The sequence below is a fragment of the Acidisoma sp. C75 genome (assembly GCF_054665095.1).
In genome coordinates this window covers 107,614-134,261 of sequence record NZ_BAAFHD010000002.1, presented here as the reverse complement: position 1 = coordinate 134,261, position 26,648 = coordinate 107,614, and the positions used below count along the sequence as shown (strand labels likewise).

Sequence of the window (26,648 nt, the reverse complement as noted above, 5' to 3'; positions counted from 1 at the left end):
CAAGTCTCCACGCCGCCAGGCGGCCACGCAGGCGGCCGGGCGGTTCGTGTTCAAGCTCCCCGCGCGATGCGGAGTGGAACAGGTTTGGAAGAAATTGCTCGGAGAAGGATGGCACGGGGCCGTAGGGGCCAGAAGGATGCGCCATCGTTCGCGCATCCCGCGAGCGATCTGCGGGCTCTCTACCGCGGCGCAGCAAAACCGTCAATGGCGCTCAGGCCAGCCCTGTGCGCCACGCGGCCGAGAGGTCGCCCCGGTCGCGCTAGGCAAGGTGAGCTCAGCCTAGGCGAGGCCGATCAGCATGAGGACGAGGCCGAGGGTGCTGAGGAGCCAGATGATCGAGCGGACCCAGGGGATACCGGCGACGTAGAGCGGCCAGTAGATGATCCGCCCCCAGACATAAAGTTCCGCCCCGGTGGTGACGGTTCCGCCATGGCGGCCGAGCAGCTGGGCGGCGAGCGCGAGGGCGACGAAGTAGGGGTAGGTCTCGCGGAAATTGGCATAGGCGCGGACGACGCGGCCGCCCACCCCGCTCAGCGGCGGCTCGGCATCCCGCGGGCTGGCGCTGGCTCCGAAACCGCGTTCGAGGCTGAAAGCTGCACCCGTCGCCAGGCATTGCAGCAGCCCGATGAGGACTGACCAAAGCAGCAGGCTCATCACTGTCGTCATGCGTTCGCCTTCGGGATGAGCTAAAGCTTTCGGAGAAGCCGCGAGCACTATGATGGAGGCTGCCTTGGGGGTGATCAAGTCTGTCGTAACAAGGAAGCGGCGCCTGCGGCGCGGTGCGGTGGCGGCGCTGGCGCTCCTCGCCGGCTTTCTGCCGATCCTCCTGCTGGGCGCGGCGAGCAACCCCAACGCGCTGTGGAACATCCTGCACGATCAATGCGTGCCGGATCAGAAGGCCTTCGGCCATCCGGCACCTTGCACCAAGGTTGATCTGCGCGCCGGCTATGTGGTGCTGAAGGATCTCGTCGGCGCGACGCAGTATCTGCTGCTGCCGATCGCGCGCATCACCGGCATCGAGAGCCCGGCTCTGCTCCGGCCCGGCACGCCGAATTATTTCGCCGATGCCTGGGAAGAACGGCGGCTGGTCGATCAGCGGCTCGGCAAGACGCTGCCGCGGCAGGATCTCAGCCTCGCGGTCAATTCCGTGTACGGGCGGTCACAGGATCAGCTGCATATCCATATTGATTGCATCGCGCCGGCGGTCTCCCGCGCGCTCGGCGCCCATCTCGGCGCGGTCGGGCCCTATTGGGCGCCTTTCCCGGTGCAGCTCGCAGGCCATGGCTACGAGGCGATGCGGATCGACGGGGCGAGCCTCGGCGCGGCCAACCCCTTCCACCTGCTGGCAAGCGGCCTGCCCCCGGCGCGCCATGCCATGGGCGACTATACCCTGGTGCTGGTGGGCGCGACCTTCCCGGATGGCGAGCCCGGCTTCGTGTTGCTGGCGGACCGGGCGCGCCTCGCATTCGGCAACCACGCGAGCGGAGAGGATCTGCAGGACCATGCCTGCGCCATCGCCCGGTAAGGGCCGATCTGGCAGGGTGATGCTGGACGTAGCCTCGGGCGCGGGATAAGCCGCGCCGAGCCAGTGCCGCGAGGAGAGATGCCGGCCTTGCATGCCCCAGAGCCTGGAAGGACCGGCGCCCGCGCCGCGCCCGCCCGCCCGCCCGCCCTGCCTGTGCGCGGCCGCGGCATCGATGGCGCGTGGTATTGCGGCATCTACGCCGATATCGGCGCCGCCGGGGCCGATCCGGTGGCGCATTATCTGGAGCATGGCTGGCGCGAGGGGCGGCGGCCCAACCCGGGATTCGACCCCGCCTTCTATCGCGGGCAGTTCCCCGAGCCGCCCGCGGGCGACCCGCTTGCGCATTACCTCGCCGTCGGTGAAAGCGCGGGGCTGCGGCCGATCGCCTGGTTCGACCCGGACTGGTATCGCGCGGCCCATGCGATCCCGGCCGAAGAGAATTGCCTGCTGCATTACCTCGCGCATCGGGCAGGCGGCACGGTCAGCCCCAATCGCCGCTTCGATGCCGCCTTCTACCGGGCGCGCTATCCGGATGTGGTCGAAGCCGGGCTGGACCCCTTTGCCCATTTTCTCGAGCGTGGCCGGGACGAAGGGCGGCTGCCCCGGCCCGAGGCCGCGATCTTGCGGGATTCCGGGCTGGTGGATGCCAACTACTACTTCATCAATGCGCCTGAGGTGCATAAAGCGGGGATCGACCCTGCGGAGCATTACGCGGCCACCGGCTGGCGCGAATACCGCCGCCCGAACCCTTATTTCGACGGGGTCTGGTATGCCGAGCGCTACGGCTTGCCCAGCGGGATCAGCCCGCTCTGCCACTATATCCTGGTGGGCGAGGCGCGGGGCCAGCGCCCGGGCCTCTATTTCGATCCGGGCTGGTACCGCCGCGCCTATGGCCTCGCCCCAGAAGAGAACGCGCTGGCCCACTACCTCGCCAACCGCGCGACCCGCCGGTTCAGCCCGCTGCCGCTCTTCGATATCGACTTCTATGCCGCGACCCATGCGGACGAGCTTGGCCGCGCGCGGGATCTCTTTGCCCATTACCTCGCGATCGGCGCGGTGCGGGATTTCAATCCGAACCCCTGGTTCGATGCCGCCGCCTATCGCGCGCGCTACATGAACGGCACGCCGCCGCCGCCCGCCGCCACGGCCGAAGTGGCGCGCAATCCGCTGCTGCATTTTCTGTGCAGCTTCGTTCTGGCGGCCGATCGCTGAAGCCGCCTTTCCGCCCTGCCGCCCTGATGGTAGGAGCCGCGGCATGATGAGCCAGTCCGATCCGACCACCCGCGACGATCGCAACCTGCCCGAGGCGGGGCCGGGCATCGTGATGGCCCTGCCCAAGGGCCGCATCCTCAGCGAATGCGTGCCGCTCTTCGAGCTGATGGACATCACCCTGCCGCAGGACCTGATCGAGGAAAGCGGGCGCCGCCTGCGCTTCCCGACCAGCGATGCGGGACTCGACATCGTGCGCGTACGGGCCTTCGACGTCGCCACCTTCGTGGCCTTCGGCGCGGCCGATATCGGCGTCTGCGGCGCCGATGTGCTGATGGAATTCGACTACCCCGAGATCTACGCCCCGCTCGACCTCGGGATCGGCCGCTGCCGGGTTTCCGTCGCTGAGCCTGGGGAGACGGCGGGGGCGGACGATGCCGCTCGCTGGTCCAGCGTGCGGGTCGCGAGCAAATACCCGAATATCGCGCGGCGCCACTTCGCCGCCCGCGGCATCCAGGCGGAAGTGGTCAATCTCAGCGGCGCCATGGAACTGGCACCCCGGCTCGGCCTCTCGCGCCTGATCGTCGATCTCGTGCAGACCGGCTCGACGCTCAAAGCCAACGGGCTGGTGGAGACCGAGGTGATCGCCGAGGTGTCGAGCCGCCTCATCGTCAACCGCGCGGCGCTCAAGACCAAGCCGGCGGTGATCGGCGCCTGGATCGCGCGGTTCCGCGATGCGGTGGAACGGGAGGGAGTGTGATGCAGCGCCTCGACAGCCGGGAGGCCGATTTCGCGGCCCGTTTCGCAGCCCTCCTCTCCCAGGCGCGGGAGACGACGGAGAATGTGGCGGCCGCCGTCTCCGCCATCATCGCCGCGGTGCGGGCAGAAGGTGATGCCGCGCTCTGCCGCTACACCAACAGCTTCGACCGGGTCAGCCTGACGCCCGAGAGCCTGCGCATTCCCGAAGCCGAGATCGCCGCCGCGCGGGGCACGATCGAGCCTGAGCTACTTGCCGCTCTCGATCTCGCGGCCGCGCGGATCGAGGCTTTCCATCGCGCCCAGATGCCGGGCGATCTCAGCATGCGGGACGCCGCGGGCTATGAGCTCGGCCTGCGCTGGACGCCGCTCGACGCCGTCGGCCTCTACGTACCGGGCGGCAAGGCGGCCTATCCCTCCTCGGTGCTGATGAATGCCATTCCCGCGCGCGTCGCCGGGGTAGAGCGGCTGGTGATGACGGTGCCGGCACCCGATGGCCGGCTCAACCCGCTGGTGCTGGCGGCCGCTGAGCGGGCGGGGGTGACGGAACTCTACCGCGTCGGCGGCGCCCAGGCGGTGGCGGCGCTGGCCTACGGCACGGAACGCATCGGCGCTGTCGATCGGATCGTCGGCCCCGGCAATGCCTATGTCGCCGAAGCGAAGCGCCAGGTCTTCGGCCGTGTCGGGATCGACGGCATCGCCGGCCCGTCGGAGGTCGTCATCCTGGCCGACGGCGCCAATGATCCGGCGCATGTCGCGATGGATCTGCTGGCCCAGGCGGAACACGACCAATCCGCCCAGAGCATCCTCATCACCGATGATGGCGGCTTCGCCGACCGGGTCGCCGCGGCCGTGGCGGCCGCGCTGCCCGGTCTGCCGCGCGCCGCGATCGCCGGGGCAAGCTGGGCGGCGCATGGCGCGATCATCCTGGTGCGCGATTGGGCGGAGGCGGCGCGGATCACCAATCAGCTCGCCCCCGAACACTTAGAAGTGATGGTGGCGGAACCGGAGGCGCTTTTCGCCCAGATCCGCCATGCCGGCGCGGTCTTCCTCGGCCGCCACCTGCCCGAAGCGGTGGGGGATTACATCGCCGGGCCGAACCACGTGCTGCCGACCGGACGCACTGCGCGCTTCGCCTCCGGCCTCTCGGTCTTCGATTTCCTCAAGCGGACGACTTGGGTGAAGGGCGATGCCGCGGCGCTCGCCGCCGTGGGGCCGGCCGCCATCCGCCTCGCGGAGGCCGAGGGTCTCCATGCACATGCAGCATCAATCATGATACGTTTGTGATGATCAGGCAACGAAATCGCCACCGCTAACTGAAAATTCGCTCCCGCTTAGATCGCGGGAAGGCTTTGCCAGCTATGGTCCTACCGTCGATCGGACGGAGGGGTCATGTCGGAGACCATATCGAATTCCATCACGCAGGGCACGACGCTGACGAGCAACCCGGTGCTGATCACCAGCACGGGCTCCGTCATCGTCTCCAATGCGGATGCGATCACCGCCCCGGGGACGACTGCGCCATCGGGCTGGACCATCACCAACCAGGGCACCGTGGTGGCGTCCGGCGCCACCCATAACGGCATCAACCTTTCGGGCGGCGGCTCGATCACCAATAGCGGAACGATTTCGGGCTATCTCAACGGCATCAACGTGGCAGGCGGGATCGCGACCGTCACGAATACCGGAACCATCGATTCAAGCCCGACCAAGATCGTCGCCAATACGCCGAACTACAAATACGACGGTATCTTCCTCGCCAATGGCGGGCTGGTGACCAATACCAGCGGCACGATCTATGGCGGCATCTCGGGGGTGGATATCTCGGGCGGGTCCGGCACCGTCAACAACACCGGTCTGATTGATACGACAACCCTGCAGGGCAACGGCGTCGGGCTCGAGAAGGGCGGCACCGTCATCAATGCCGGCAGCAACGGGATTTACGGCGATTTCTCAGGCGTATCGATCTATGGCGGGCCTGGCGTGATCACCAACAGCGCCATGATCAGCGCGGTGGGGCTGAGCGGTGATGGCGCCTATCTCGGCGGCGGCGGCAGCGTGACCAATCTCGTCCACGGCTCGATCACCGGCACCTATGAGGGCGTCGTCGGCGGTAGTTCGGCGGCGCTCACCGTCACTAATTCCGGCTATATCTATGGCTATGACGTGGGTGCCGATCTGCAGGGCGGCGGCATGATCACCAATCTCGCCGGCGGCAAGATCGAGGCCAAGACCACCGCCATCAAATTGCTCGCGGCCGGCACGGTGGTGACAGATGGGGCCATCATCGCCCAGGCTGGCACCGGCACCGCGATCGGCTTCGCCTCCGGCCAGACGAACCTGCTGCTCGTGGAAAGCGGCGCCACCTTCGCAGGTTTGGTGACCGGGGGCGGCGCCGGCAGCACGCTCGAACTCGGCGCCGTGGCAAGCGGCAGCACCGCGAGCCTCAGCGGCATCGGCAGCCAGATCACCGGCTTCAACACCATCACCTTCGATAGCGGCGATAGCTGGTCGCTCTCCGGCAGTTTTACCAGCTTCAACGGCGATACCGTGCAAGGCCTCGCCGCCGGCGATACGATCGTGATGACGGGCGTCACCACCGTGACTGCGAGCGTTTCGGGTGGTGTGCTCTCGCTCACCAGCGGAACGACCACCGATACGCTCACCCTGGGCGCGGCCGCCACGACCGTGCAGGTTCAAACCGTGAGCGGCGGCATCGCGCTGACGCTGCCCTGCTTCGCCGCTGGCACGCGGATCACGACGCCGGAGGGGCCCAAGCCGGTGGAAGACCTCGCCGAGGGTGACCGCGTCGTCACGCTCCGCGGCGATACCCTGCCGATCATCTGGAAGGGCCAGCGGCAGGTGGATTGCGCCAGCCACCCACGCCCCGAGGAGGTACAGCCGTTCGTGATCGAGGCCGGTGCTTTCGGGCCCGCCGTGCCGGTGCGGGATCTGCTGCTCTCGCCCGACCACGCGGTGCTGGTGCAGGGCGTGCTCATCCCCGTCAAATACCTCGCCAATGGGCGGACGGTGCGGCAATTGCCGATCGACGATGTGACCTATCATCACATCGAACTGCCCCGCCATGCCGCGATCCTCGCGGAGGGGCTGCCGGCGGAAAGCTATCTCGATACCGGTGACCGGGCGCAGCTCGGTCTGGCACGGGATTACGCCCGGGCAACGACCGATCGGGACATCCAGATGCTGCGCGATGCGCTGGCCTGCGCGCCGCTCCGCATCACCGGGCCTGAGGTGGAGATGGTGCGGCGCCACCTCGCGCGCCGGGCGGAACACACGGCACGGCTTGCGCCGATCGCCGAGCGAGCCGCCTGAGGAGGCGACGCGCCGGGAGAGAGGATTGCCCTCGGCGCGGCTTTGGCGGAACCTCACCTCCGGCATCAGCAGCGGGAGGGGCGGGCATGGCAACCGAAGCGGGCCAGGGCCCTGGCGTAGAGGCATCGCGCCAGGGGCGCATCGGGCAGCTCAGACTCACCCGCGCGCGGGCGCTCAATGCGCTGGACCTGCCGATGATCCGGCTGCTGCGGCAACAGCTGGAAGCCTGGGCCGAGGATGCGGCGATCGCGGCGGTGGTGGTGACGAGCGAGGGCCGCGCCTTCTGCGCCGGCGGCGACGTGCGCTGGGTGCGGGCACGCATCCTGGAGGGGGACTATGCCGCGGCGGAGCAATTCTTCGCCGAGGAATATGCCCTGAACGGGCTCATCGCGCGCTTTCCGAAACCCTATATCAGCCTCATCGGCGGCATCTGCATGGGCGGCGGGCTCGGCATTTCTGTGCATGGCACGCATCGGGTGGTGACGGAGCAGGCAGCACTCGCCATGCCGGAGACGGCGATCGGGCTGACCCCGGATATCGGCGCGAGCTTCTTCCTGCCCCGCCTTGCCGGTTTCCTCGGCACCTATCTCGGCCTCACCGGTGCGATCCTCGATGGGCCGGACGCCGTCCATGCCGGGCTTGCCACCGCCTATGTGCCGTCAGAGCGGCTCGGCGATCTTTCGGCCGCGCTCGAAGGTGAAGGGCCGGCGGCGATCCCGCGCTTTTGCGCGCCGCTGCCGCCTTTCTCCCTCGCGGAGCACGGGCACCTTATCGCCGCCTGTTTTAGCGCCGATAGCCTGGCCGAGATCGAGGCGCGGCTGGCCGCGGCCGGCAGCCCCTTCGCGCAGCAGGCGCTTGCAGCCCTTGGCCGTATGTCGCCCTCGGCGCTCTGCTGGACGCTCGCCTCCCTGCGGGCGGGCGCGACGCGCGATCTCGACGCCTGCCTCGCCGCGGAGCTCCGCCTGGTCCGCCGCATCATCCGGCTCGAAGACTTCGCGGAAGGGGTGCGTGCGATGCTGGTCGATAAGGACCGCAAGCCACGCTGGAACCCCGCCCGGCTCGATGATGTCGATCCGCGACGGATCGCCGGTCTTCTTCAGCCGGGTTAGTCCTATCGCGGGCCTGCTGGCCCGGATCGTCACCGCGCCCGCAGCCGCGCTATGCCGGCGGGGAGGGCCGCTCCCGCCGGGTCGCGTCATCCAGGCTGAGGACGGTATGGGCATTGCTGAGGCTGGTCGCCAGCGTATTGATAACGCCGGTGCGAAGCGCCCCGAGAATGCCGGCGGCCTTCGTGCTTTCGCTGGCGATTGCGATGACGTTGGGGATGCGCCGGAGCTCGGAGGTCGTCAGGCCCATGATGCGCCCCTGCAGATCCCGGCTCGACGGTAGGCCCTGAATATCGAAGAAATCATAGCCCATCATATCGCCGATGGTGCCGGAGAGGCGCGCCTGCGTGACTTCCTGCGGGGTGAACCATCCCATCCGGACCATATTGCTGTCCTCGCTGAGATCGCCGACCCCGATGAGCGCGAGATCCGCCCGCCGGGCCCGATCGAGCGTCTGGCGCACGGTATCGTTCTGCATCAGCGCCGCGCGGGCGGCCGCATCTTCCACCAGCGCCGGGGCGTAGAGCGTTTCGCTCTCCCCGCCGAAGCGCGCGGCGAGGCGGCGGCCGATATGGTCTGGGTTCATGATCTCGCCGGCGCGCAAACTGCCGCCGATCGCCGAAACGAAGGCGATGGCGCGCGCGGCGGAGGTGGAAACGATGGCATCGGCGACAGCGGCAACGTTGCGGCCCATGCCGACGGCGACGATCATGCCATCGCGCAGCAGCCGGTTGAGATGGGCGGCGACGAGGCTGGCCAGTGCCTGGCGCTGCGTTTCCTGGTTGCGATGATCGACCGCGACGATCAGCCGATCGAGGCCGAAGCGGCGGATGAATTCCTTCTCGATCTCACCCGCGACCCCGGGATGTGGGCGGACGCGGATTTCGACGATGCCCTCCTCCCGCGCCCGCTTGAGCAGGCGGCCGATCTTGGCGCGGGACATGCCGAACCGCTGAGAAAGCTCTTCTTGCGTGACCTCGTCGGCGTAATAGAGCGCCGCGATCTCGGTCATCACATCCGTCTCGGCATCCTTCTCGTCAAGACGTTGCGACATGGGGCGGGGCTGCCTCTGCGAAGCTGGTGGGGAAGGGCGGTTCGGGGGCGAGCTTCGCCGATATCCCCACCGACCGGAAGACCCCGCCCGCTGCGGGGCCCGGCAGCGGCATCGCTCAGGGGATGAGGATGGTCTTGATCGAATTCTCGCCCTTCTTCATCAGCTCGAAGCCCTTCATGAAGTCCTTCAGCGGCAGCTTGTGGGTGACGACGCCGTCCGTCGGCAGGCGGCCATCGGCGATCGCCGCAATGGTGAAGGGATAGCAATAGGGTCCGAGGTGGGCTCCGTAGATATCGAGGTGCTTGCGGTCCCCGATGATGCTCCAATCCGCCGTCACTTCTTCCCCGAAGACGCTGAATTCGACGAAGCGGCCGAGCTTGCGGATCATGTTGAGGCCCTGGCGCACGCTCGCCGGGTGGCCGGTCGCCTCGATATAGACATCGCAACCATAGCCTTCGGTCATCTTCTTGACCTCGGCGACAACATCGGTCTCCAGCGGGTTCATCACGATATCGGCGCCGAACTTCTTCGCGAGCGCCAGGCGATCGGCCTTGGTGTCGAGCACGATGAGCTTGGAGGGGTTCTTGAGCCGCGCCGCGCCGACCATGCCCAAACCCAGCGTGCCCGCGCCCGCGAGCACCACGATATCGTCCAACTCGATCTTGGCACGGTTGACGGCATGGACGGAGCAGGCGAAGGGCTCGATCAACGCGGCCTCTTCGAGGGTGAGGCTCTCCGGCACGTGATACGTGCGGCTTGTCTTGGGGAAGCGCATGTAGCGCGCCATGGCGCCGTTGACGTTGTTCTGGAAACCGTAAAGGTCGTGCACCTCGCACATCCAGTATTCGCCGCGCTTGCAGTAGCGGCACTTGTCGCACGGCACGATCTGCTCGGAGATGAGGCGATCGCCGACCTTGAAGCGGCCTTCGGCGGCGATGTTCGCACCGACCTCGACCGCCCGGCCGATGAATTCATGGCCCGGAATCATCGGCTGCTTGACGTATTTCGGCTGCCCCTTGTCATCGCCCCAGAAGGAGGGCGCACCCTGAAAACACTTGATATCGCCGGCACAGATGCCGACGGCTTCGACCTCGATGATGATATCGTCGGGCCCGGCGCGAGGTACCTCAACCTGTTCGAAGCGGTAATCACCCGGCGCATAAGCGACGACGGCATCCATCCGGTCGGGGAGCTGATTGGGGAGCGCGGAACTGCTCATGATGCGTTTCCTTGGATCTTCTGGGCAGGTTCGAGGTCAGGCGCCGAGGACCGTGAGGCCGATCGACTGCGCTGGGCGGCCAAGCAGCCGGTCCAGCTCGGCATCGAGGCGCGTCACCGTGATCGAAGCGCCCATCATCTCCAGCGAGGTGAAATAGTTGCCGACGAAGCGATGCCGCGTGCGGATACCCCGGGCGGCGAGGATCTCATCCACATGATTGTAGAGCAGATAAAGCTCCATCACCGGGGTCGCGCCGAGGCCGGAAACCAGGACCGCGACATCCTCGCCCGCAGCGAAGCCCTTGTCTTCCAGGATGCGCTCCATCATCAGCGCCGCCATGTCACGTGCCGGCTTGATGGGCATGACGGCGACCCCGGGCTCCCCGTGATGGCCGATGCCCACTTCCATCATGCTAGGCGCGATGGTGAAATTGGGCTTGCCGGCAGCCGGGATGGTGCAGGCGGAGAGGCCGATGCCGAGGCTGCCGGTATTGTCGATCGCCTTCTGCGCGGCGGCGATCACCGCGTCGAGGCTGCCGCCTTCATCGGCAAGCGCACCCGCCACCTTCCACATCATGATTTCGCCAGCGACGCCACGGCGCTTGGCAGCATCTTCCTTCGGGGCCGAGGCGACATCATCGTTCGCGACGACGGTACGCACCTCGATCCCGTCCTTTGCGGCGAGCTTGACCGCCATCTTCACGTTCATATTGTCGCCGGCGTAATTGCCATAGAGACAGGCGACCCCGGCGCCGGCATCCGCTGCTTTGAAAGCCTCGTGAAAGCTCTTGGCGGTGGGGGAGGCGAAAATCTCGCCACAAGCGACGGCGTCGCACATGCCTGGACCGACAAAGCCGAGAAAGGCAGGCTCATGCCCCGAGCCGCCACCCGTGACGATGCCGACGCGGCCCGCCCCCCGGTGCCGCGCGGCACGCAGCACGCGAGGATTGGCCGTGGGGGCGAGAAGATTGGGGAAGGCCTTAAGCACGCCGGCGATGGCTTCGTCCGCGACCTGCTCCGGATCATTGATGATGCGGTTCATGCGCGGCGCATCCCGGCACAAAGCGGCTGGGCCATGACCATCCTCCCTTAATCCCTCAGACTTCTTGGCCGAAACTCTCCCCGCGAACTGCGCAAATGTCAACCATGTCCATCAAACGCGCGGATTATTCCGAGGGAAGGAATAGCCAGACGGCGCCAATAACACGGAAATTTCCCCATCCTTGGCCGAATGACGAGCCGGAAGGGTCTTATCTGGCTAAATGGCGGTGAGCGATTGAGCGGTGAATGAGAAATTCTGCACCGCAGCAGACGAGGGTGAGTGGGCGCTGAGACTGGCGCCTCACCCAGCGGCATGCGTGAAGGCCATGATGTAATTGACCGAGAGATTGCGGCTTTCGTGCCACCGCCGGCGCAGCGGATCGTAGCTGAGGCCGCTACTCGCCAGGGTGCGGAAGCCGGCCGCGGCAGCAAGCGCGGCCAGTTCCCGCGGCGGCAGGAATTGCCGCCAGTCATGGGTGCCGCGCGGCAGCAGCCGGGCGATGTATTCCGCGCCGATCTTGGCAGTGAGCAGGGAGCGCAGCGTGCGGTTGAGGGTGGAGAGGATGAGGAGGCCGCCGGGTGCGACGACTTTGGCCAGTTCCTGCAGGAAGGCCGCCGGTTCCGGTATGTGCTCGATCACTTCGAGCGCGGTGACCACCGGGAAGCGCGCTCCTTCGCCCGCGAGGGTCTCGAGCCGCCCGAGGCGATAGCGCAGGGGCAGGTCGCGCCCGGCGGCATGGCGCTCGGCCGCGGCGATGGCGGCGGGGGCGGCATCGAGGCCGAGCACCGGAAACCCCCGCCGGGCCAGCGCTTCGGAGAGCAGGCCGGCACCGCAGCCGAGATCAAGGATCTCGCCGCCGGCGGGCAGCTGGCCGCCCTGCCAATGGCGGGCGATCCGCTCGGCGATCCAGCCCGAGCGCAACGGGTTCATCTGATGCAGCGGCGCCATCGGCCCATCGGGGCGCCACCATTCCGCCGCGAGGGCGTCGAAACGGGCGATCTCGTCCGAGGAAAGCGTGGCATCCTGTTGCATTATTGCCCCTGAGCTGTGGCACCGCTATGAGATCCGCCATGGTTGGCAGGCCCGGTCGCGGCGCTTGCGCCTAATGTAAGGCCGCGGGCCGCGCCTGCCTAATCCGCGGCGCAGCCCCTGGCCCCCGTCATCATGCGAGCCCGCGTGGCGGATCGCTTCGGAAAGGTATCATGGCCCGCATCGTCATGAAGTTCGGCGGCACCTCGGTCGCCGATCTCGACCGTATTCGTAATGTCGCCGCGCGCGTCAAGCGCGAGGTGGAGGCGGGCAACGAGGTGGCCGTCGTCGTCTCCGCCATGTCGGGCACCACCAACCAGCTGGTGGCCTGGTGCCAGAGCCTCTCGCCATTGCATGACGCGCGGGAATATGACGCCGTCGTCTCCACCGGCGAGCAGATCACCGCGGGGCTGCTGGCGATCGCCTTGCAGACCATCGGCATCGAGGCGCGATCCTGGGCCGGCTGGCAGATCCCCTTCCGCACCGATGGCGCGCATGGCAAGGCGCGGATCGAGACGATCGAAGGTGCGGAGCTTATCCGCCGCATGGGGCTCGGGCAGGTGGCGGTCGTTACCGGCTTCCAGGGCCTCGGCCCCGATAACCGCATCACGACGCTCGGCCGCGGCGGCTCGGATACCTCGGCGGTGGCGCTGGCAGCCGCTCTCGGCGCCGACCGTTGCGACATCTATACGGATGTCGATGGCGTCTATACCACGGACCCCAGAATCGTGCCGCGCGCCCGCAAGCTTGAGCGGATTTCCTTCGAGGAGATGTTGGAACTCGCTTCCGTGGGTGCGAAGGTGTTGCAGACGCGCAGCGTGGAACTGGCGATGAAGGCGCGGGTGCGGGTTCAGGTTCTGTCGAGCTTCCAAGATCTGCCGGGAACGCTCGTCGTCGATGAGGATGAGATCGTGGAAAAGGAAATCGTGTCCGGTATCGCCTATTCGCGAGACGAGGCGAAGCTGACCGTGCGGGGCGTGCCGGACCGGCCTGGCGTCGCCGCCACCGTCTTCGGCAAGCTCGCGGCGGAAAACGTTAATGTCGATATGATCGTCCAGAATGTCTCCGAAGAGGGCATGACCGACATGACCTTCACCGTGGGGCAGACCGATCTCCCTCGCGCCCAGGCAGCGCTCACCGCCGCCCAGCCCATGATCGGCTACGAGGCATTGCTCGCCGATACCAACGTCGCCAAGATCAGCGTCGTCGGCGTCGGCATGCGCAGCCATGCCGGCATTGCCAGCACCATGTTCAAGGCGCTGGCCGAGAAGGGCATCAATATCCAGGTGATTTCGACAAGCGAGATCAAGGTCAGCATCCTGATCGCCGCGGAATATACCGAGCTTGCCGTGCGCTCATTGCACACGGCCTACGGCCTCGATTCGGTCTGAGCAGGGATGATGGACGCGATGGACAAGCCCGCCCCCGCGGAGCGACCGGCGATGGCCGCACTCGATGCGCTGTGGCAGCGCGGCCAGGCCTTCCTTGGCACGCGCTATGCCATCATGGGCGGGGCAATGAGCTGGGTGAGCGAACGGCACCTCGTTTCCGCCATCTCCAATGCCGGCGGTTTCGGCGTCATCGCCTGCGGCTCGATGCCGCCGGCGCTGCTGGAGAAGGAGATCGCAGCGACCCAGGCGCTGACGGACAAGCCCTTCGGCGTCAATCTGATCACCATGCACCCGGACCTCGATGCGCTGATCGAGATCTGCCTGCGGGCGCGCGTCGGGCATATCGTGCTGGCCGGAGGCGTGCCCTCGGGTGCTGCGGTGCGCGCGGTGAAGGATGGCGGCGCCAAGCTCATCTGCTTCGCGCCAGCCCTGGTGCTCGCCAAGCGCCTCGTTCGCCTCGGCGTCGACGCCCTGGTGATCGAGGGCTCCGAGGCCGGTGGCCATATCGGCCCGGTTTCGCTGATGGTGCTCGCGCAGGAAATTCTGCCGGTGATCCGCGAAGTGCCGGTCTTCGTGGCGGGCGGACTCTGCCGGGGCGATGCCATCCTCGGCCTGCTGGAAATGGGCGCGGCGGGGGCGCAGCTCGGCACCCTTTTCGCCGCGACGCGGGAGAGCATCGCGCACCCGAACTTTAAACAGGCCTTCTTCCGCGCCCAGGCGCGCGACGCCGTGCCGTCGGTACAGCTCGACGACCGATTTCCAGTCATTCCCGTGCGCGGCTTGGTCAATGCTGGCACCCGCCGCTTCCTCCGCCATCAGGCCGAGACCGTCGAGCGCTTCCAGCGCGGCGAGACGACGCGTGAGGAAGCCCAGCTGTCGATCGAGCATTTCTGGGCCGGGGCGCTGCGCCGCGCGGTGATCGACGGCGATGTCGAGGAAGGCTCGGTGATGGCCGGGCAATCCGTGGGCCTGGTGCGAGAGGAGAAGCCGGTGGCGGAGGTGATCGCCCAACTCGTCGCCGAGGCGACCGCCATGCTGGCCAGCCGTGGGCACGCCGCAATCCCCGCCTGACGCCCAAGGGTGGACGCCGCGCCGGCTCTTCGCGAGCCTGCGCGAGCAGTTGGCGCGCGGCACCACGCCGCTGCCGAAGCTGATCGAACTCGTCGCCGCCGAAATGGCGAGCGCGGTTTGCGCGCTTTATGTCATGCGGCCGGGCGAGGTGCTCGAACTCGTCGCCACTTGCGGGCTTTCAGCCGATGCGGTCGGGCAGACCCGGCTGCGCCTCGGGGAAGGGATCGTCGGTCTGGTCGCGGCGATGGGCAGCCCGCTCAACCTTGCCGACGCCCAGGCGCATCCGGGCTTCGCCCGCCGACCGGAGACTGGGGAGGGCGAATTTGCCGCCCTGCTCGCCATCCCGATCCGCCGCTCGGGCCATATGATCGGCGTGCTCACCCTGCAGGACCGCGCGCCGCGCCGCTTCAGCGAGCTGGAGCAGGAAGTTCTGGAATCAGTCGGCATGCTGCTTGGAGAGATGCTGGCGAGCGCAGGCGCGGTCGAGGTCCGCGAAGAGGGGTTTGGTGCCGCGCTGCCCCGCCGGTTCGACGGGCTGGCGCTGGCCGATGGCATCGTGCTCGGGCGCGTGGTGCGAGCCGAACAGCCGCTGACGCGCCAGCCGGTCCTGGCCTCGGACCCCGAGCACGAAATGCGCCGGCTCATGGCGGCGAGCGAGCATGTCCAGCGTGGTCTCGACGAGTTGGTCGGCAAAACGATTGGCCCCACCACGGATGAGCAGACCAGCGATATTCTCGCCGCCTACCGCCTGATCGCCGCGGATGCCGGCTGGATGAAGCGGGCGAGCGCGATGATCGAGGGCGGGTTTTCTGCCGAGGCGGCAGTGCTGCGAGTGCTCGGCGATTTGCGGGAACGCATGCGCCGTATCGCCGATCCCTATCTGCGGGAGCGGCTGGTCGATATCGAGGATCTTGGCAACCGGCTCTTGGCCCAACTGGCCCGGCTGCATGCAGCGGCGGCTTCCGCCCTGGTACCTTGCCGGGATGGCGAGATGGCGGGAGGCGCCGCGGATGGCAAGTCGCTCGGCAGCGCGCCAGGAGATGTGCCGGGCGCTGAGACGGACGAGGCGCGCGGCGCCATCCTCGTCGCCCGGCGGCTGGGGCCGGCGGAACTGCTCGATTGGCATCATCGCGGCATCGCCGGCCTGGTGATCGAGGAGGGCAGCACCGCAGGCCATGCGGCGATCCTCGCCCGTTCGCTCGGCCTGCCGGCGCTTTCCGATGCGCGCGGCGTCGTCGATGCGGTGCAGGCGGGCGATAGCGGCATTCTCGACACCGAGGACGGGATCTTCATCCTCAGACCTGAAGATGAGGTGGTGCAGGCCTATCGGAGCGCGCTCTCGGCGCAGGAGGCCAATGCCGCACAGTGGCAGGTTCTGCGCGACCTGCCGGCGGTTACCGCCGATGGGGTGGCGGTCAGCCTGATGATCAATCTTGGCCTGCCCCTCGAACTGCCACAGCTGGAGGCGACCGGAGCGGACGGGATCGGCCTTTACCGCACCGAAATTTCGCTGCTGGCCCAGCACCGGCCGGAGGCGGCATCGGCAATCGGCGGCGGCACCAGCCCCGGTGGCGACCGGCTGTTCGAGCGGCAGGTGGCGGAATATGCGCGCGTTCTGGACCAGGCGGGGGCGCGGCCAGTGCTGTTCCGCACGCTCGATCTCGGTGGGGACAAGATCCTGCCGACGGCCGAACTGCCGCAGAGCGAAAACCCGGCGATGGGCTGGCGCTCGCTCCGCATCGGGCTTGACCGGCCGGCGACCTTGCGCCGGCAGATCCGCGCGCTGCTCGCGGCCGGGCGCGGGCGGAAGCTCTCGGTGATGTTTCCGATGGTCGCGACTGTCGCCGAATTCCGCGCCGCACGCGCGCTCTTCGATGCCGAACTCGCGCGCAGCGAGGAAAAGCCGCATTCCGTCCAGGTGGGGACGATGCTGGAAGTGCCCGCGCTGTTGTGGCAGTTGCCGGCGCTGATGCGCGAGGTGGATTTCGTCTCGGTCGGCTCCAACGATCTGATGCAATTTCTCTTCGCCGCCGATCGCGGCACGCCCAATCTCGCGGGGCGGTACGACCTTATTTCGCCGCCAGTGCTCGATCTGCTAGAGAGCGTGGTGCGCCATGCCGCTACCGAAGCGGTGCCGCTCTCCTTCTGTGGGGAGGCGGCGGGGCGACCGCTGGAGGCGAGCATCCTGCTCGCCCTCGGCTTCGCGTCGCTATCGATGTCGCCTTCCGCACTGCTGCGGGTAAAGAGCGCGGTCCGCAAGCTGGATCTGGCAGCCTTCCGCCGCGTGCTCGCTTCAATCCGGACGCAACATGCGACGGCGCCGAGCCTGCGCGAGCCGCTCGGCACCTGGGCGCGGGAGCATGGCTTGCCGGTGTGACCGACCAGCTGCGGGGCGGGCGGGGCGCCGCTGCGCGGGTTGGATGATCAGCTATCCGGCCGCGGTAGCCAGGGCATGACGCCGAATTCGATGCCCTCGTCGCTGAGCGCTTCCGCCTCGTCCCGCGTCGTCTCACCATAGATGCCGCGAGCCTCGGCCTCGCCATAATGGATACGGCGCGCCTCCTCGGCGAAATCCTGACCGACGTAATCGCAATGCTTCTCCACCTCTGCGCGTACCCGCTGCAGCACGGCGCGGATCTCATCCGGTATCGTATGGCCGGTGACCGGCGGCGCCGCCGGGGCGGTTGGGGAGGAGCGGCCTGACGGCAGGCCGGGCTCCGCGGCCGCCGCCCGGTCGTCCACCCGGCGCTCAGCCGCGGGCCGTTCAGCTGCATGTTTGGCGCTGCGCGCGAGGGCAGGGGCCATCAAGGCGCGGGAAACCGCCGTCGTATTGCAGATCGGGCAAACGATGAGCCCCTGGGCCGCTTGCTGTTCAAAGGAGGCGCTGTCTTTGAACCAGCCATCGAAGCTGTGCTGCCGCGCGCATTGCAGGGCGTAATGGATCATGCAGGCAGCCCTACTTTTGCATGAGCAGGCTGATGAGACCTTCAAGCTGCTCGAAGGTCTTATAGGTAAGCTGCAGCGTGCCGCCGCGCCCGCGCGGCGTAATGGTGGCGGCAAGGCCCAGCCGTTCCTCCAACTCCCGCTCGATCATCCGCGTGTCGGCGTCCTTTTCGGCCGGCGCGCGGCGCTTGGCGCCTGGGTCACCCTCGGCGGTGCGGCTGGCCAGCGCTTCCGTCTGCCGCACGTTGAGCCCCTGGGCGATGACATTCTGAGCGGCGCGGACCGGGTCCGGATGGCTGAGCAGGGCACGGGCATGGCCGGCGCTGAGCGTGCCGCGGCGCAATTCGGCCTGAACCGTGGCCGGCAGTTTGAGGAGCCGGATGGTATTGGCGATATGGCTGCGCGATTTGCCGACGCTTTCCGCGACACGTTCCTGGGTCAGCGCGAATTCCTCGATCAGCCGGCGATAGCCTTCGCCCTCATCGATGGGGTTAAGATCCTCGCGCTGAAGGTTTTCGACCAGCGCCGCAGCCATCGCCGCCGAATCGCTTAGCGCACGCACCAGCGCCGGCATCTCGTGCAGACCGGCCTGCTGGGAGGCGCGCCAGCGGCGTTCACCCGCGATGATCTGAAAGCGGCCCTGCGCCCCCGGATCCGGCCGCACCAGGATCGGCTGCAACACGCCTTGCTCACGGATCGAGGCGGCGAGGGCCGCGAGTTCGTCGGGATCCACCTGGGTGCGCGGCTGAAAGGGGCCCGGCGCGAGGAGATCGACCGCGATCAGCTGAATGCTGTTCTCGCGCGGCGGCAGGGCGCTCGTATCTTCCCCGAGCAGCGCGGCAAGGCCCCGCCCGAGCCGCGGCCCGGCATCACGCGCGCTCACGCGACGTAATCCGGCTGCCGGGCGAGACGATCGACCAGTTCGGCCGCGAGGCGGATATAGGCCTGCGAGCCGGGCGAGCGGAAATCATAGAGCAGCAGCGGCTTGCCGTGGCTGGGCGCTTCCGAGATGCGCACGTTGCGCGGAATGACCGTCTCGTAAACCGTATTGCCGAAGAAGCTGCGCACGTCCTGAGCCACCAGATCCGAAAGATTGTTTCGGCGATCGTACATGGTCAGCACGATGCCGTGAAGGGAAAGACCGCTATTGAGACGGCGGCGGACCGCGTCGATCGTCTGGGTGATCTGGGTGATGCCTTCCAGCGCGAAAAATTCGCATTGCAGCGGCACCAGCACCGCATGCGCCGCGACCAGCGCATTGAGGGTGAGGAAGCCGAGGCTGGGTGGGCAGTCGATCAGCACGAAATGATGGCGGCTGAGCTCGGGCCAAGCGGTGAGCGCATCCTTGAGGCGGGTTTCGCGCGCCTGAGCACCGACGAGGGCGAGTTCCGCAGCCGTCAGATCGGGGTCAGCCGGAAGCAGGGAGAGGCGCGGGATCATGGTCTCGAGCGTCGCGCCGGCGAGCGGCGCCTGATCCACCAGCACGGAATAGATCCCCCGGCCACGCGCATTGCGGGCAACGCCAAGGCCGGTAGAGGCATTGCCTTGCGGATCGAGATCGACCAGCAGCACCGAGTGGCCGACGGCGGCCAGCGCCGTCGCGAGGTTGATGGCGGTGGTGGTCTTGCCCACGCCCCCCTTCTGATTGGCGATCGCGATGATGCGCGGGGCGGTCGGCGGGTCCGGTAGCGGATGGGCGGTGAGGTGCGAAGACAGAAGCTGGCGGTCAGCCTCGATCAGGGCGCGGGCGCGCGAGGACGCACTCATGAGGAGAGGCCTTTAGGTCTGAGGTCACGCAGAAGCAGCAGCTGGGCCCCAGGGGCCACGCCGCTCGGCACGGTTTGCAGCGTCATGCTCCAATCACAGGCGGCGGCGTCGATCTCGGCCTGGAACCGCTGACCTTTGGGGAAGAGGCAAAGCCCCCCGTCGGCGAGCAGCGGATAGGCGAGCGCGAGGAGGCGCGGCAAGGGCGCCAGGGCCCGGGCCGTGACGAGTGGCGCTGGGGCCAGCGCCACATCCTCGATGCGGCAGGCATGCACGGTCACCGGTGCGCCGGTTTGCGCTGCCGCCTCCCGCAAGAAGGCCGCTTTGCGGAGATCGGATTCGACAAGCTCGAAACGGATGCCGGTTGCGAGTGCCAGAACCAGCCCCGGCAGCCCGCCCCCGGAGCCGAGATCGATGGCGCGGTTAAGGCCTGGCGGGATCAGTGGCAACAGTTGCAACGCATCGCGGATATGGCGGTCCCACAGATGGTCGAGGTCGCGGCTGCTGACCAGTTGCACGGTCCCATTCCAGCGGCGCAGCAGCTGGGCATAAAGCTCCAGCCGCTCGGCGAGCGCCGGTGGCAGGGCTGTCGCTGCTGACGCAGGGCTCGGCGCGGGGTTAGCGTGTTTCACGTGAAACGCTTCCATCGAGCTTCCGCAGCCCCGCCATTAGAATCGCGAGGCCCGCCGGTGTCATTCCCGGGATGCGGGCGGCAGCCCCCAGGGAGCGCGGACGATGGAGAGCAAGTTTGTCCCGCAGTTCCGCGGAAAGTCCGCCGAGTTGATCAAGATCGAGCCGATCGGGCAGGAGAATGTCCTCCTGCCGCTTGAAGCTGCGGATTTCGGCTTCCTGCCGCCCGAGATAGGCCGCGTAGCGGGCTTCGGTCTCCAGGCTGGCGAAGATCCGCGCAGGCAGGCCGGCGAGGGTCGGAAACGCCTGCCGTAACGCGGCTTCGGGCAGGCTGCGCAGAGCGAGCACCTCGTAGAGGCTCCGCAGCCGCCCGTCCGCTCGGGCATCGATGCCCCGTGCGGCAAGATCTTTCGGGCTGTAGCACTCGCTGCGAAGCTGCTGTCGCGCATCCTCCAGGGCCTGCATCGAAGCCGTGAAAGCAGCCTCCCGCGCGGACGAGACGCAGCCCCAGCCCATCCCCTTGGCCGTCAACCGCTGATCGGCATTGTCGGCGCGGAGCGAGAGCCGATATTCTGAGCGCGAGGTGAACATCCGGTAGGGCTCCGTCACCCCATGGGTGATGAGGTCATCCACCAGCACCCCGATATAGGCCTCCGCGCGGTCTATCTGGACGGCATCGCCCCCGGCAGCCTTGCGCGCGGCATTGATGCCGGCAAGCACGCCCTGCGCCCCAGCCTCCTCATAGCCGGTGGTGCCATTGATCTGGCCGGCCAGGAAGAGGCCGGGCATCGCCCGCAGTTCCAGGCTCGAGGAGAGCGCCCTTGGATCGACGAAATCATATTCGATCGCATAGCCATGACGGAGCACCCGAGCGTTCTCGAGCCCCGGAATGGTCTTGAGTAGGGCATCCTGAACGCCGGCTGGCAAGCTCGTCGAAATCCCATTCGGATAGACGACCTGCCCATCTGGATTGCCCTCAAGCCCCTCCGGCTCGAGGAATATCTGATGCCGCTCGCGATCGGCGAAGCGGTGCACCTTATCCTCGATGGATGGGCAGTACCGCGGCCCGCGGCCGGAGAGATGGCCGCCATAGACCGCGGATTCATGCAGATGCGCGCGGATCAGCGCATGGCTCTCGGGCGTCGTCGCGGTAATTCGGCAGGCAATCAGGGGATTGGCGATCGGCCCGCTGAGCGTGCTGAACGGCTCCGGCTCGGCCTCGCTCTCATCCGCCGGCAGCGCCTCCCAGGCAATGCTTCGCTTGTCGAGCCGCGGCGGCGTGCCGGTCTTGAGCCGACCGATCGGCAGGCCGAGCCCGCGCAGCCGCCCGGCCAGCGGAATCGCCGCTGCCTCGCCAACCCGTCCGCCCGCGCGCTTTTCGCCGCCGACATGGATCGTTCCATTGAGGAAGGTGCCGGTCGTGATGACCACCGCGCCGCAAGCGAAGCGGCGCCCCGCAGCATCGATTACGGCTGAGACCGCGCCTTGGGCATCACACGCGATATCGACTGCCTCACCGGCGAGTACCGAGAGGTTCGCTTCCGCCGCCAAGGCCTGCTGCATCGCCTGGGCATAGAGGAAGCGGTCCATCTGCGCGCGGGGCCCGCGCACTGCCGGGCCCTTGCTGCGATTGAGTAGCTTGAAGTGGATGCCGGCGGCATCCGCCACCCGTCCCATCAGCCCGTCCATGGCATCGATCTCGCGTACCAGATGGCCCTTGCCGATACCGCCGATCGCCGGGTTGCAGGAAAGCGCACCGATAGTCTCCAGCCGATGGGTCAGCAAAAGGGTGCGGGCGCCCATCCGAGCGGCAGCGGCCGCAGCCTCGCATCCGGCATGGCCGCCGCCGATCACGATCACGTCGAAACGACGCGCTTCCGAAGGGGGAAACAACGCGTGGATCTGGTTCATGCTCTGCATGCGCCGGTCATACAGCCCGGCGCGTTTCGTCGCTACTTTCCGATGCAGAAATCGGCGAAGATGCGGTCGAGCAGCGCCTCCACACCAGCCGTCCCGGTGATGCCGCCAATCGCGCGGCGCGCCAGGCGCAAAGCCTCCGCCCGCAGCTCGATCTCGCAATCCTCAAGCGCTGCCTGCAAATGCCCGGCCGCTTCCTGCAGCTGCGCCCGATGGCGTTGCCGCGTCAAAGGCGGCGGCCCGCTTGCCTCCGTCATCTGCCGGGCGATCGCGCTCAGCGTCGCGTGAAGCTCTGCCATGCCGAAGCCGGTTTGCGCGCTCACCGCCAACGCCACCCCATCGGGGGCAGCCGTAGCGTCCGGGGGGCAGAGATCCGCCTTGGTCCGCAGCCGAAGCCGCTCCGGCGTCGGCCGCTCATCGGCCTCGCCCCCCAGCGCGGGCACCCTTCCATCTAGCGCGGCATCCGGCGCCGCAGGCCCGTCCGCCGCCTGGAGATCGAGAATAAGATCAGCGCGGGCCGCCTTGGCGCGGGCCCGCCGCACGCCTTCCGCCTCGATCGGATCGGCGGTATCCCGCAAGCCGGCGGTATCCACCAGGGTGACCGGCACATCGGCGAAGGTCACGGTCACTTCCAGCGTATCCCGGGTGGTGCCGGCGCGCGGCGAGACGATCGCCACATCCCGCCCGGCGAGGGCATTCACGAGCGTCGATTTGCCGGCATTCGGCGCCCCTTGGACGACGAAGACCAACCCCTCCCGCACCCTTTCGCCCCGCCTGCCATCGGCCAGATGCTCTTGGATCGCGCGCGCAAGACCCGCGATTCCGGCAAGGGTCGCTGCCTCGATCTCCGGCGGCAGCGCCTCATCCGGAAAGTCGATCAGCGCTTCCTGATGGGCGAGAAGGGTCGTGAGTTCGTCCGACCATCGCTCGTAGAGGGCGCCGAGGGCACCATCCATCTGGCGAAGCGCCTGGCGGCGCTGGGCGGCGGTCTCGGCGGCGACGAGATCGCCGATCGCTTCCGCTTGCAGGAGATCGAGCCGGCCAGAGAGAAAGGCACGGCGACTGAACTCGCCAGCGGCCGCCATGCGCAGCCCGAGGGCGGTCAGCGCCTCGGCCACGCCTTCCAGCACCGCGCGCCCGCCATGCAGATGAAGTTCGGCCACATCCTCGCCGGTGTAGGAGCGGGGGGCTGGAAACCAGAGCACCACCGCCTCGTCCAGCACCTCGCCAGCGTGGTCGTGCAGGCGGCAAAGGCTCGCGCGCCGAGGCTCCGGCAGGCGGCCGGCGAGGGCGAGGAGCGCCGCCGCCGCCCGCGGCCCACTGATCCGGAGCGCGGTGATCGCGCTGCGGCCTGCCGCCGTCATCGGCGCGAAGATCGTATCCTCGTCCATCATGCCCGCAGCCCCCTCGCTGCGCTGCCGGGTCTGCCTCAGGCCGCCCGGCCGGGCGGCAGGCGCAGCCGCTCCACCGGCTGTCCACCCAGCAGATGGTCGGTAACGATGGCATCGACATCGGCGCGGCTGGTAATCCTGTACCAGATGCCGGCGGGGTAGATGACGAGGCAAGGCCCCTCCTCGCAGCGATCGAGGCACCCGGCGAGGTTGACGCGGGCATGAGCGACGCCCGCCTCCTTCACCCGCACCTTCATGTAATCCCGCAAGGCTTCCGATCCGCCGGCAGCGCAGGAACCGCGCGGATGGCCGTCCGGCCGACGATTGCAGCAGACGAAGAGATGCAGATCGAAATAGGGAGGAGCAGCATCCGCTGCGCTGGTCACACTCGGCTCGGCCATGCCCTGATCCTCCTCGGTCGCGCCGCTTTAGCCACAGGGCGCGGCGGCCGTCCATCCTTCCGCAGGCGGTCGCGCTTGACAAGAAGCCGCCAGCGAGGGCCGCATAGGCCTCCATCGGATCGGACGGAGCCTTGCCCCAGCTCTCCCTGCATACGCCCGTCGGCGCGATCACGGTCTCGGCCGAGGACGAGGCGATCGTCGCGCTCGACTGGGGCTGGGGGCGCGACCAGGAGCCCACACCTCTGCTGCTGCGGGCCAAGGCCTGGCTGCAGGCCTATTTCGATGGAGAGGCCGGCGCGATGGATTTGCCCCTCAACCCCGCCGCCACGCCCTATCGGCAGAAGATCTGGCGATATATCTGTGAAATTCCGCCCGGCTCCGTCGCCAGCTATCGGATGGTCGCCGAGGCCGCCGGCGGCTCGCCGCGCTCCGTCGGCATGGCGATGGCGAGCAACCCGATCCCGCTTCTTATCCCCTGTCATCGTGTCCTTGGCCAAGGCGCGGGCGGCGCCTACCGCATCGGGGGGTATAGCGGCGGCGAGGGGATCGAGACCAAGCGCTTCCTGCTGGCACTCGAAGCGCGGGCCGCCCGGAGAGCCGCGCCGGGCTGCCCCCTCGCGGCGACGCAGGGCGCGAGGGTCGAGGCCAGCGCGCCGATTATGACGAGGGACGAACAGCCATGACCCATGTCATTCGCGTCCACGCAACCGGCGGGGCAGACGTCCTGCAGTGGGAGCAGGCACCGACGCCTGAGCCCGGCCCCGGCCAGGTGCTGATCGACCAGGCGGCGATCGGCCTCAACTTCATCGATGTCTATTTTCGCAGCGGCCTCTACAAAACCCCCCTGCCGATGACCCCGGGCATGGAGGCGGCTGGCACGGTGCTCAAGCTCGGCGCGGGGGTGACCGACCTCGCGGAGGGCGATCGCGTCGCCTATGCCTCCATGCCCCTCGGCGCCTATGCCGAGCGGCGAGTGATGCCGGCGGACCGGCTGGTCCGCCTGCCCCCAGGCATCTCCTTCGCAACCGCCGCCGGCATGATGATGTCTGGGTTGACCGCGCAATTTCTTCTCCATCGCACCTATGCCGTGAAGCCGGGCGACGTCATTCTGGTCTATGCCGCTGCCGGCGGTGTCGGCCTCGTCCTCTGCCAATGGGCGAAGCATCTCGGCGCCACCGTGATCGGCGTCGTCTCGCGGGAGAGCAAGGTAGCGATCGCCGCCGCGCATGGCGCGGATCATGTTCTGCTCGAAGCCGAGGATATCCCCGCCCGCGTGCGGGAGATTACCCAGGGCGCCATGGTCCCCGTGGTCTATGACAGCGTCGGCGCCGCGACCTTCATGCGCAGCCTCGATTGCCTCGCCCCGCTCGGCATCATGGTCAGCTTCGGCAATGCCTCGGGTCCGGTGCCGCCCGTCGATATCGGCCTCCTGGCGGCCAAGGGCAGCCTTTTCCTGACGAGGCCGAGCCTCGCGACCTATACCGCCAAGCGCAGCGCGCTTACCGCGGCCGCGGCCGATCTCTTCCGCGTCGTGGAGGCCGGGATCGTCAAAATCGAGGTCGGCCAGAGCTTCCCGCTCCGCGAAGCGGCGGAGGCGCATCGCGCCCTCGAAGCCCGGCAGACCATGGGCAGCACCATCCTCCTTCCCTGATCAGCAAGCCCTGCCTCAGGCGAGCAGCGGGTCAAGCCCGCCACTGCGGTCGAGCGCGACGAGATCGTCGCAGCCGCCGATATGGCGCCCATCGATGAAAATCTGCGGCATGGTGCTGCGGCCGGAGCGGGCCATCGCCTCCGCCCGCGCCGGCGTGCCGTGCCGCGCGTCGATCTCGCGATAGGCCGCGCCCTTGCTCTCCAGCAACTGCTTGGCGCGGGCGCAATAAGGGCAATAGGGCTGGGTATAGACGTCGATATTCGCCACGGCGATCTCCTCTGCTTCGCCCTCAGAATGGCGGGAGAGCGGCAAACGGCAAGGGCCGGGAAGGGTGGTCAGCCTTCCGCCTGCCGAGGGTCCGGCACCCGGGCGATGGCGAGCACGCTGACGCGCGCGGCCCCGCCAGCGAGCAAGGCGGCCGTGCAGGCGGAGGCGGTCGCTCCCGATGTCAGCACATCGTCGATCAGCAGAATGTGCCGGCCGGCGAGGAGCGGCCTCGCCGCCGGGCGGACCGCGAAAGCCCCGGCGACCGCCTGGCGCCGTTCCCGCGCGGAAAGCGACCCGAGCGGCTGGGTCGCGCGGCGGCGGAGCAGGGCGTCCGGCAGCCACGCCCGCCTCTGCCGCCGCGCCAGCCGGGCGGCGAGCAGTGCCGCCTGGTTGAAGCGGCGAGCGCGCAGGCGGCTCGGATGCAGCGGCACCGGTACCAGGAGATCGGCCTCGCTCAGCAGCCCCGCCCCGGCGCGGGCCATGAGCGTCGCCAGCAGCGGCGCGAGTTCCGTGCGGTCACCGTGCTTGAGCGCCAGGATCAGCTCCCGCGCCGGATCATCGTAGATGAGCGCCGCCCGCGCCGCGGCGAAGGGTGGAGGATGCGCCAGGCAGGCTGGGCAAAGGCCACCGAGGCCCAGCATCTGGAAGGGCAGGCCGCAGCGGCTGCAGAGCGGCGCCGAGATGAAGGTGAGGCGGCTGAAGCAGGCCGCGCAAAGCTGCGGCCTCTCCTGCACCAGCGTGCCGCAGCTGGGGCAGGCGGGCGGCAGCAGGCAATCGAGGCCGAAGCGCACGGCCGGCTTCAAAGCCCGGCCGAACTCGGTGAGATCTATCCGCATCCCACCAGTATGGTTCGGTTTCGAACCGAAATCCATGCGGAAGCGATGCGGCTCGCTCTTCTCCTACGCGGCTCCCATGGCCCCTCGGCCCCGCCGGGCGGCCCCGCCAAGCGC

At 68.1% G+C, this 26,648-nt stretch carries 25 protein-coding genes; 11 read left to right on the top strand and 14 right to left on the bottom strand.

Annotated elements, in window-relative coordinates:
• Positions 1-279 precede the first annotated feature (279 nt).
• Entirely contained in the window at positions 280-666 is a 387-nt protein-coding gene (locus tag ACYQ7X_RS02915; RefSeq protein ID WP_459695331.1) for an MAPEG family protein, read from the bottom strand.
• Between the two features lie 70 nt (positions 667-736).
• Between ACYQ7X_RS02915 and ACYQ7X_RS02910 the strand changes: the two genes are divergently transcribed.
• From ACYQ7X_RS02910 to ACYQ7X_RS02885, 6 genes are all read left to right on the top strand, one after another.
• Complete coding sequence (locus ACYQ7X_RS02910) at positions 737-1,525, top strand: CDP-diacylglycerol diphosphatase (protein ID WP_459695330.1); 789 nt, start codon at positions 737-739, stop codon at positions 1,523-1,525.
• 87 nt (positions 1,526-1,612) lie between these two features.
• On the top strand, positions 1,613-2,737 hold the full coding sequence (locus ACYQ7X_RS02905) for a hypothetical protein (RefSeq protein ID WP_459695329.1): 1,125 nt from the start codon (positions 1,613-1,615) through the stop codon (positions 2,735-2,737).
• 46 nt (positions 2,738-2,783) lie between these two features.
• Complete coding sequence (hisG, locus tag ACYQ7X_RS02900) at positions 2,784-3,494, top strand: ATP phosphoribosyltransferase (protein ID WP_459695328.1); 711 nt, start codon at positions 2,784-2,786, stop codon at positions 3,492-3,494.
• The gene (gene hisD / locus ACYQ7X_RS02895) at positions 3,494-4,777 is read left to right on the top strand and encodes a histidinol dehydrogenase (RefSeq protein WP_459695327.1); all 1,284 of its coding nucleotides are present in this window, start codon (positions 3,494-3,496) and stop codon (positions 4,775-4,777) included. Before hisG ends, hisD begins: the two co-directional genes overlap by 1 nt.
• A gap of 105 nt (positions 4,778-4,882) precedes the next feature.
• The gene (locus ACYQ7X_RS02890; RefSeq protein WP_459695326.1) at positions 4,883-6,823 is read left to right on the top strand and encodes a Hint domain-containing protein; all 1,941 of its coding nucleotides are present in this window, start codon (positions 4,883-4,885) and stop codon (positions 6,821-6,823) included.
• 86 nt (positions 6,824-6,909) lie between these two features.
• Positions 6,910-7,932, top strand: a complete 1,023-nt coding sequence (locus ACYQ7X_RS02885; protein ID WP_459695325.1) for an enoyl-CoA hydratase/isomerase family protein — start codon at positions 6,910-6,912, stop codon at positions 7,930-7,932.
• A gap of 49 nt (positions 7,933-7,981) precedes the next feature.
• Here the strand turns inward: ACYQ7X_RS02885 and ACYQ7X_RS02880 are convergent, their stop codons facing one another.
• The 4 genes from ACYQ7X_RS02880 to ubiG form a co-directional block, all read right to left on the bottom strand.
• On the bottom strand, positions 7,982-8,983 hold the full coding sequence (locus tag ACYQ7X_RS02880) for a sugar-binding transcriptional regulator (RefSeq protein WP_459695324.1): 1,002 nt from the start codon (positions 8,981-8,983) through the stop codon (positions 7,982-7,984).
• A 115-nt stretch (positions 8,984-9,098) separates the two neighbouring features.
• Positions 9,099-10,202, bottom strand: a complete 1,104-nt coding sequence (locus tag ACYQ7X_RS02875; protein ID WP_459695323.1) for an alcohol dehydrogenase catalytic domain-containing protein — start codon at positions 10,200-10,202, stop codon at positions 9,099-9,101.
• A gap of 36 nt (positions 10,203-10,238) precedes the next feature.
• The gene (locus ACYQ7X_RS02870) at positions 10,239-11,243 is read right to left on the bottom strand and encodes a dihydroxyacetone kinase subunit DhaK (protein WP_459695322.1); all 1,005 of its coding nucleotides are present in this window, start codon (positions 11,241-11,243) and stop codon (positions 10,239-10,241) included.
• Positions 11,244-11,543: 300 nt separating this feature from the next.
• Positions 11,544-12,275, bottom strand: coding sequence for a bifunctional 2-polyprenyl-6-hydroxyphenol methylase/3-demethylubiquinol 3-O-methyltransferase UbiG (gene ubiG / locus ACYQ7X_RS02865; RefSeq protein WP_459695321.1), 732 nt, complete (start codon positions 12,273-12,275; stop codon positions 11,544-11,546).
• A gap of 170 nt (positions 12,276-12,445) precedes the next feature.
• Here ubiG and ACYQ7X_RS02860 point away from each other — a divergent pair, with 170 nt between their 5' ends.
• From ACYQ7X_RS02860 to ACYQ7X_RS02850, 3 genes are read left to right on the top strand one after another with little or no spacing between them, the layout of a single operon-like run.
• A complete protein-coding gene (locus ACYQ7X_RS02860; protein WP_459695320.1) occupies positions 12,446-13,663 on the top strand; it encodes an aspartate kinase in 1,218 nt (405 codons plus the stop codon).
• Positions 13,664-13,681: 18 nt separating this feature from the next.
• Positions 13,682-14,734: an NAD(P)H-dependent flavin oxidoreductase gene (locus tag ACYQ7X_RS02855; RefSeq protein WP_459695319.1), complete on the top strand. Its 1,053-nt coding sequence runs from the start codon at positions 13,682-13,684 to the stop codon at positions 14,732-14,734.
• Entirely contained in the window at positions 14,709-17,111 is a 2,403-nt protein-coding gene (locus tag ACYQ7X_RS02850; protein ID WP_459695318.1) for a phosphoenolpyruvate--protein phosphotransferase, read from the top strand. Before ACYQ7X_RS02855 ends, ACYQ7X_RS02850 begins: the two co-directional genes overlap by 26 nt.
• A gap of 47 nt (positions 17,112-17,158) precedes the next feature.
• Here the strand turns inward: ACYQ7X_RS02850 and ACYQ7X_RS02845 are convergent, their stop codons facing one another.
• Genes ACYQ7X_RS02845 through ACYQ7X_RS02815 form a run of 7 tightly spaced genes read right to left on the bottom strand, consistent with a single transcriptional unit; the run spans position 17,159 to position 23,780 of the window.
• Complete coding sequence (locus ACYQ7X_RS02845) at positions 17,159-17,680, bottom strand: DUF1178 family protein (protein WP_459695317.1); 522 nt, start codon at positions 17,678-17,680, stop codon at positions 17,159-17,161.
• 10 nt (positions 17,681-17,690) lie between these two features.
• Complete coding sequence (locus ACYQ7X_RS02840; protein WP_459695316.1) at positions 17,691-18,560, bottom strand: ParB/RepB/Spo0J family partition protein; 870 nt, start codon at positions 18,558-18,560, stop codon at positions 17,691-17,693.
• Positions 18,557-19,444: a ParA family protein gene (locus ACYQ7X_RS02835; protein WP_459695315.1), complete on the bottom strand. Its 888-nt coding sequence runs from the start codon at positions 19,442-19,444 to the stop codon at positions 18,557-18,559. Before ACYQ7X_RS02835 ends, ACYQ7X_RS02840 begins: the two co-directional genes overlap by 4 nt.
• Complete coding sequence (rsmG, locus tag ACYQ7X_RS02830) at positions 19,441-20,073, bottom strand: 16S rRNA (guanine(527)-N(7))-methyltransferase RsmG (RefSeq protein WP_459695314.1); 633 nt, start codon at positions 20,071-20,073, stop codon at positions 19,441-19,443. The genes ACYQ7X_RS02835 and rsmG overlap by 4 nt, the downstream gene beginning before the upstream one ends.
• Positions 20,060-21,991, bottom strand: coding sequence for a tRNA uridine-5-carboxymethylaminomethyl(34) synthesis enzyme MnmG (mnmG, locus tag ACYQ7X_RS02825; protein ID WP_459695313.1), 1,932 nt, complete (start codon positions 21,989-21,991; stop codon positions 20,060-20,062). The genes rsmG and mnmG overlap by 14 nt, the downstream gene beginning before the upstream one ends.
• Positions 21,992-22,023: 32 nt before the next feature.
• Positions 22,024-23,382, bottom strand: coding sequence for a tRNA uridine-5-carboxymethylaminomethyl(34) synthesis GTPase MnmE (gene mnmE / locus ACYQ7X_RS02820; RefSeq protein WP_459695312.1), 1,359 nt, complete (start codon positions 23,380-23,382; stop codon positions 22,024-22,026).
• A gap of 35 nt (positions 23,383-23,417) precedes the next feature.
• Positions 23,418-23,780, bottom strand: a complete 363-nt coding sequence (locus tag ACYQ7X_RS02815) for a (2Fe-2S) ferredoxin domain-containing protein (protein WP_459695311.1) — start codon at positions 23,778-23,780, stop codon at positions 23,418-23,420.
• Positions 23,781-23,911: 131 nt separating this feature from the next.
• On the opposite strand from ACYQ7X_RS02815, the gene ACYQ7X_RS02810 reads away from it, so the two are divergent.
• Both ACYQ7X_RS02810 and ACYQ7X_RS02805 read left to right on the top strand, forming a co-directional pair.
• Positions 23,912-24,463, top strand: coding sequence for a methylated-DNA--[protein]-cysteine S-methyltransferase (locus ACYQ7X_RS02810; RefSeq protein ID WP_459695310.1), 552 nt, complete (start codon positions 23,912-23,914; stop codon positions 24,461-24,463).
• A complete protein-coding gene (locus tag ACYQ7X_RS02805; protein ID WP_459695309.1) occupies positions 24,460-25,431 on the top strand; it encodes a quinone oxidoreductase family protein in 972 nt (323 codons plus the stop codon). Before ACYQ7X_RS02810 ends, ACYQ7X_RS02805 begins: the two co-directional genes overlap by 4 nt.
• Positions 25,432-25,446: 15 nt before the next feature.
• Here ACYQ7X_RS02805 and grxC read toward each other — a convergent pair whose 3' ends face one another.
• Both grxC and ACYQ7X_RS02795 read right to left on the bottom strand, forming a co-directional pair.
• Entirely contained in the window at positions 25,447-25,698 is a 252-nt protein-coding gene (gene grxC, locus ACYQ7X_RS02800) for a glutaredoxin 3 (protein WP_459695308.1), read from the bottom strand.
• A gap of 68 nt (positions 25,699-25,766) precedes the next feature.
• On the bottom strand, positions 25,767-26,534 hold the full coding sequence (locus ACYQ7X_RS02795) for a ComF family protein (RefSeq protein ID WP_459695307.1): 768 nt from the start codon (positions 26,532-26,534) through the stop codon (positions 25,767-25,769).
• Positions 26,535-26,648 lie beyond the last annotated feature (114 nt).

Coding starts and splice junctions, on each gene's coding strand:
- ACYQ7X_RS02855 (WP_459695319.1), top strand. CDS start 13,682: ATGGACAAGCCCGCCCCCGCGGAGCGACCGGCGATGGCCGCACTCGAT.
- ACYQ7X_RS02805 (WP_459695309.1), top strand. CDS start 24,460: ATGACCCATGTCATTCGCGTCCACGCAACCGGCGGGGCAGACGTCCTG.
- mnmE (WP_459695312.1), bottom strand. CDS start 23,382: ATGATGGACGAGGATACGATCTTCGCGCCGATGACGGCGGCAGGCCGC.
- ACYQ7X_RS02845 (WP_459695317.1), bottom strand. CDS start 17,680: ATGATCCATTACGCCCTGCAATGCGCGCGGCAGCACAGCTTCGATGGC.
- ACYQ7X_RS02835 (WP_459695315.1), bottom strand. CDS start 19,444: ATGAGTGCGTCCTCGCGCGCCCGCGCCCTGATCGAGGCTGACCGCCAG.
- hisD (WP_459695327.1), top strand. CDS start 3,494: ATGCAGCGCCTCGACAGCCGGGAGGCCGATTTCGCGGCCCGTTTCGCA.
- ACYQ7X_RS02890 (WP_459695326.1), top strand. CDS start 4,883: ATGTCGGAGACCATATCGAATTCCATCACGCAGGGCACGACGCTGACG.
- ACYQ7X_RS02885 (WP_459695325.1), top strand. CDS start 6,910: ATGGCAACCGAAGCGGGCCAGGGCCCTGGCGTAGAGGCATCGCGCCAG.
- ACYQ7X_RS02880 (WP_459695324.1), bottom strand. CDS start 8,983: ATGTCGCAACGTCTTGACGAGAAGGATGCCGAGACGGATGTGATGACC.
- mnmG (WP_459695313.1), bottom strand. CDS start 21,991: ATGCAGAGCATGAACCAGATCCACGCGTTGTTTCCCCCTTCGGAAGCG.
- ACYQ7X_RS02795 (WP_459695307.1), bottom strand. CDS start 26,534: ATGCGGATAGATCTCACCGAGTTCGGCCGGGCTTTGAAGCCGGCCGTG.
- ACYQ7X_RS02815 (WP_459695311.1), bottom strand. CDS start 23,780: ATGGCCGAGCCGAGTGTGACCAGCGCAGCGGATGCTGCTCCTCCCTAT.
- ACYQ7X_RS02915 (WP_459695331.1), bottom strand. CDS start 666: ATGACGACAGTGATGAGCCTGCTGCTTTGGTCAGTCCTCATCGGGCTG.
- ACYQ7X_RS02875 (WP_459695323.1), bottom strand. CDS start 10,202: ATGAGCAGTTCCGCGCTCCCCAATCAGCTCCCCGACCGGATGGATGCC.
- ACYQ7X_RS02870 (WP_459695322.1), bottom strand. CDS start 11,243: ATGAACCGCATCATCAATGATCCGGAGCAGGTCGCGGACGAAGCCATC.
- hisG (WP_459695328.1), top strand. CDS start 2,784: ATGAGCCAGTCCGATCCGACCACCCGCGACGATCGCAACCTGCCCGAG.
- ubiG (WP_459695321.1), bottom strand. CDS start 12,275: ATGCAACAGGATGCCACGCTTTCCTCGGACGAGATCGCCCGTTTCGAC.
- ACYQ7X_RS02860 (WP_459695320.1), top strand. CDS start 12,446: ATGGCCCGCATCGTCATGAAGTTCGGCGGCACCTCGGTCGCCGATCTC.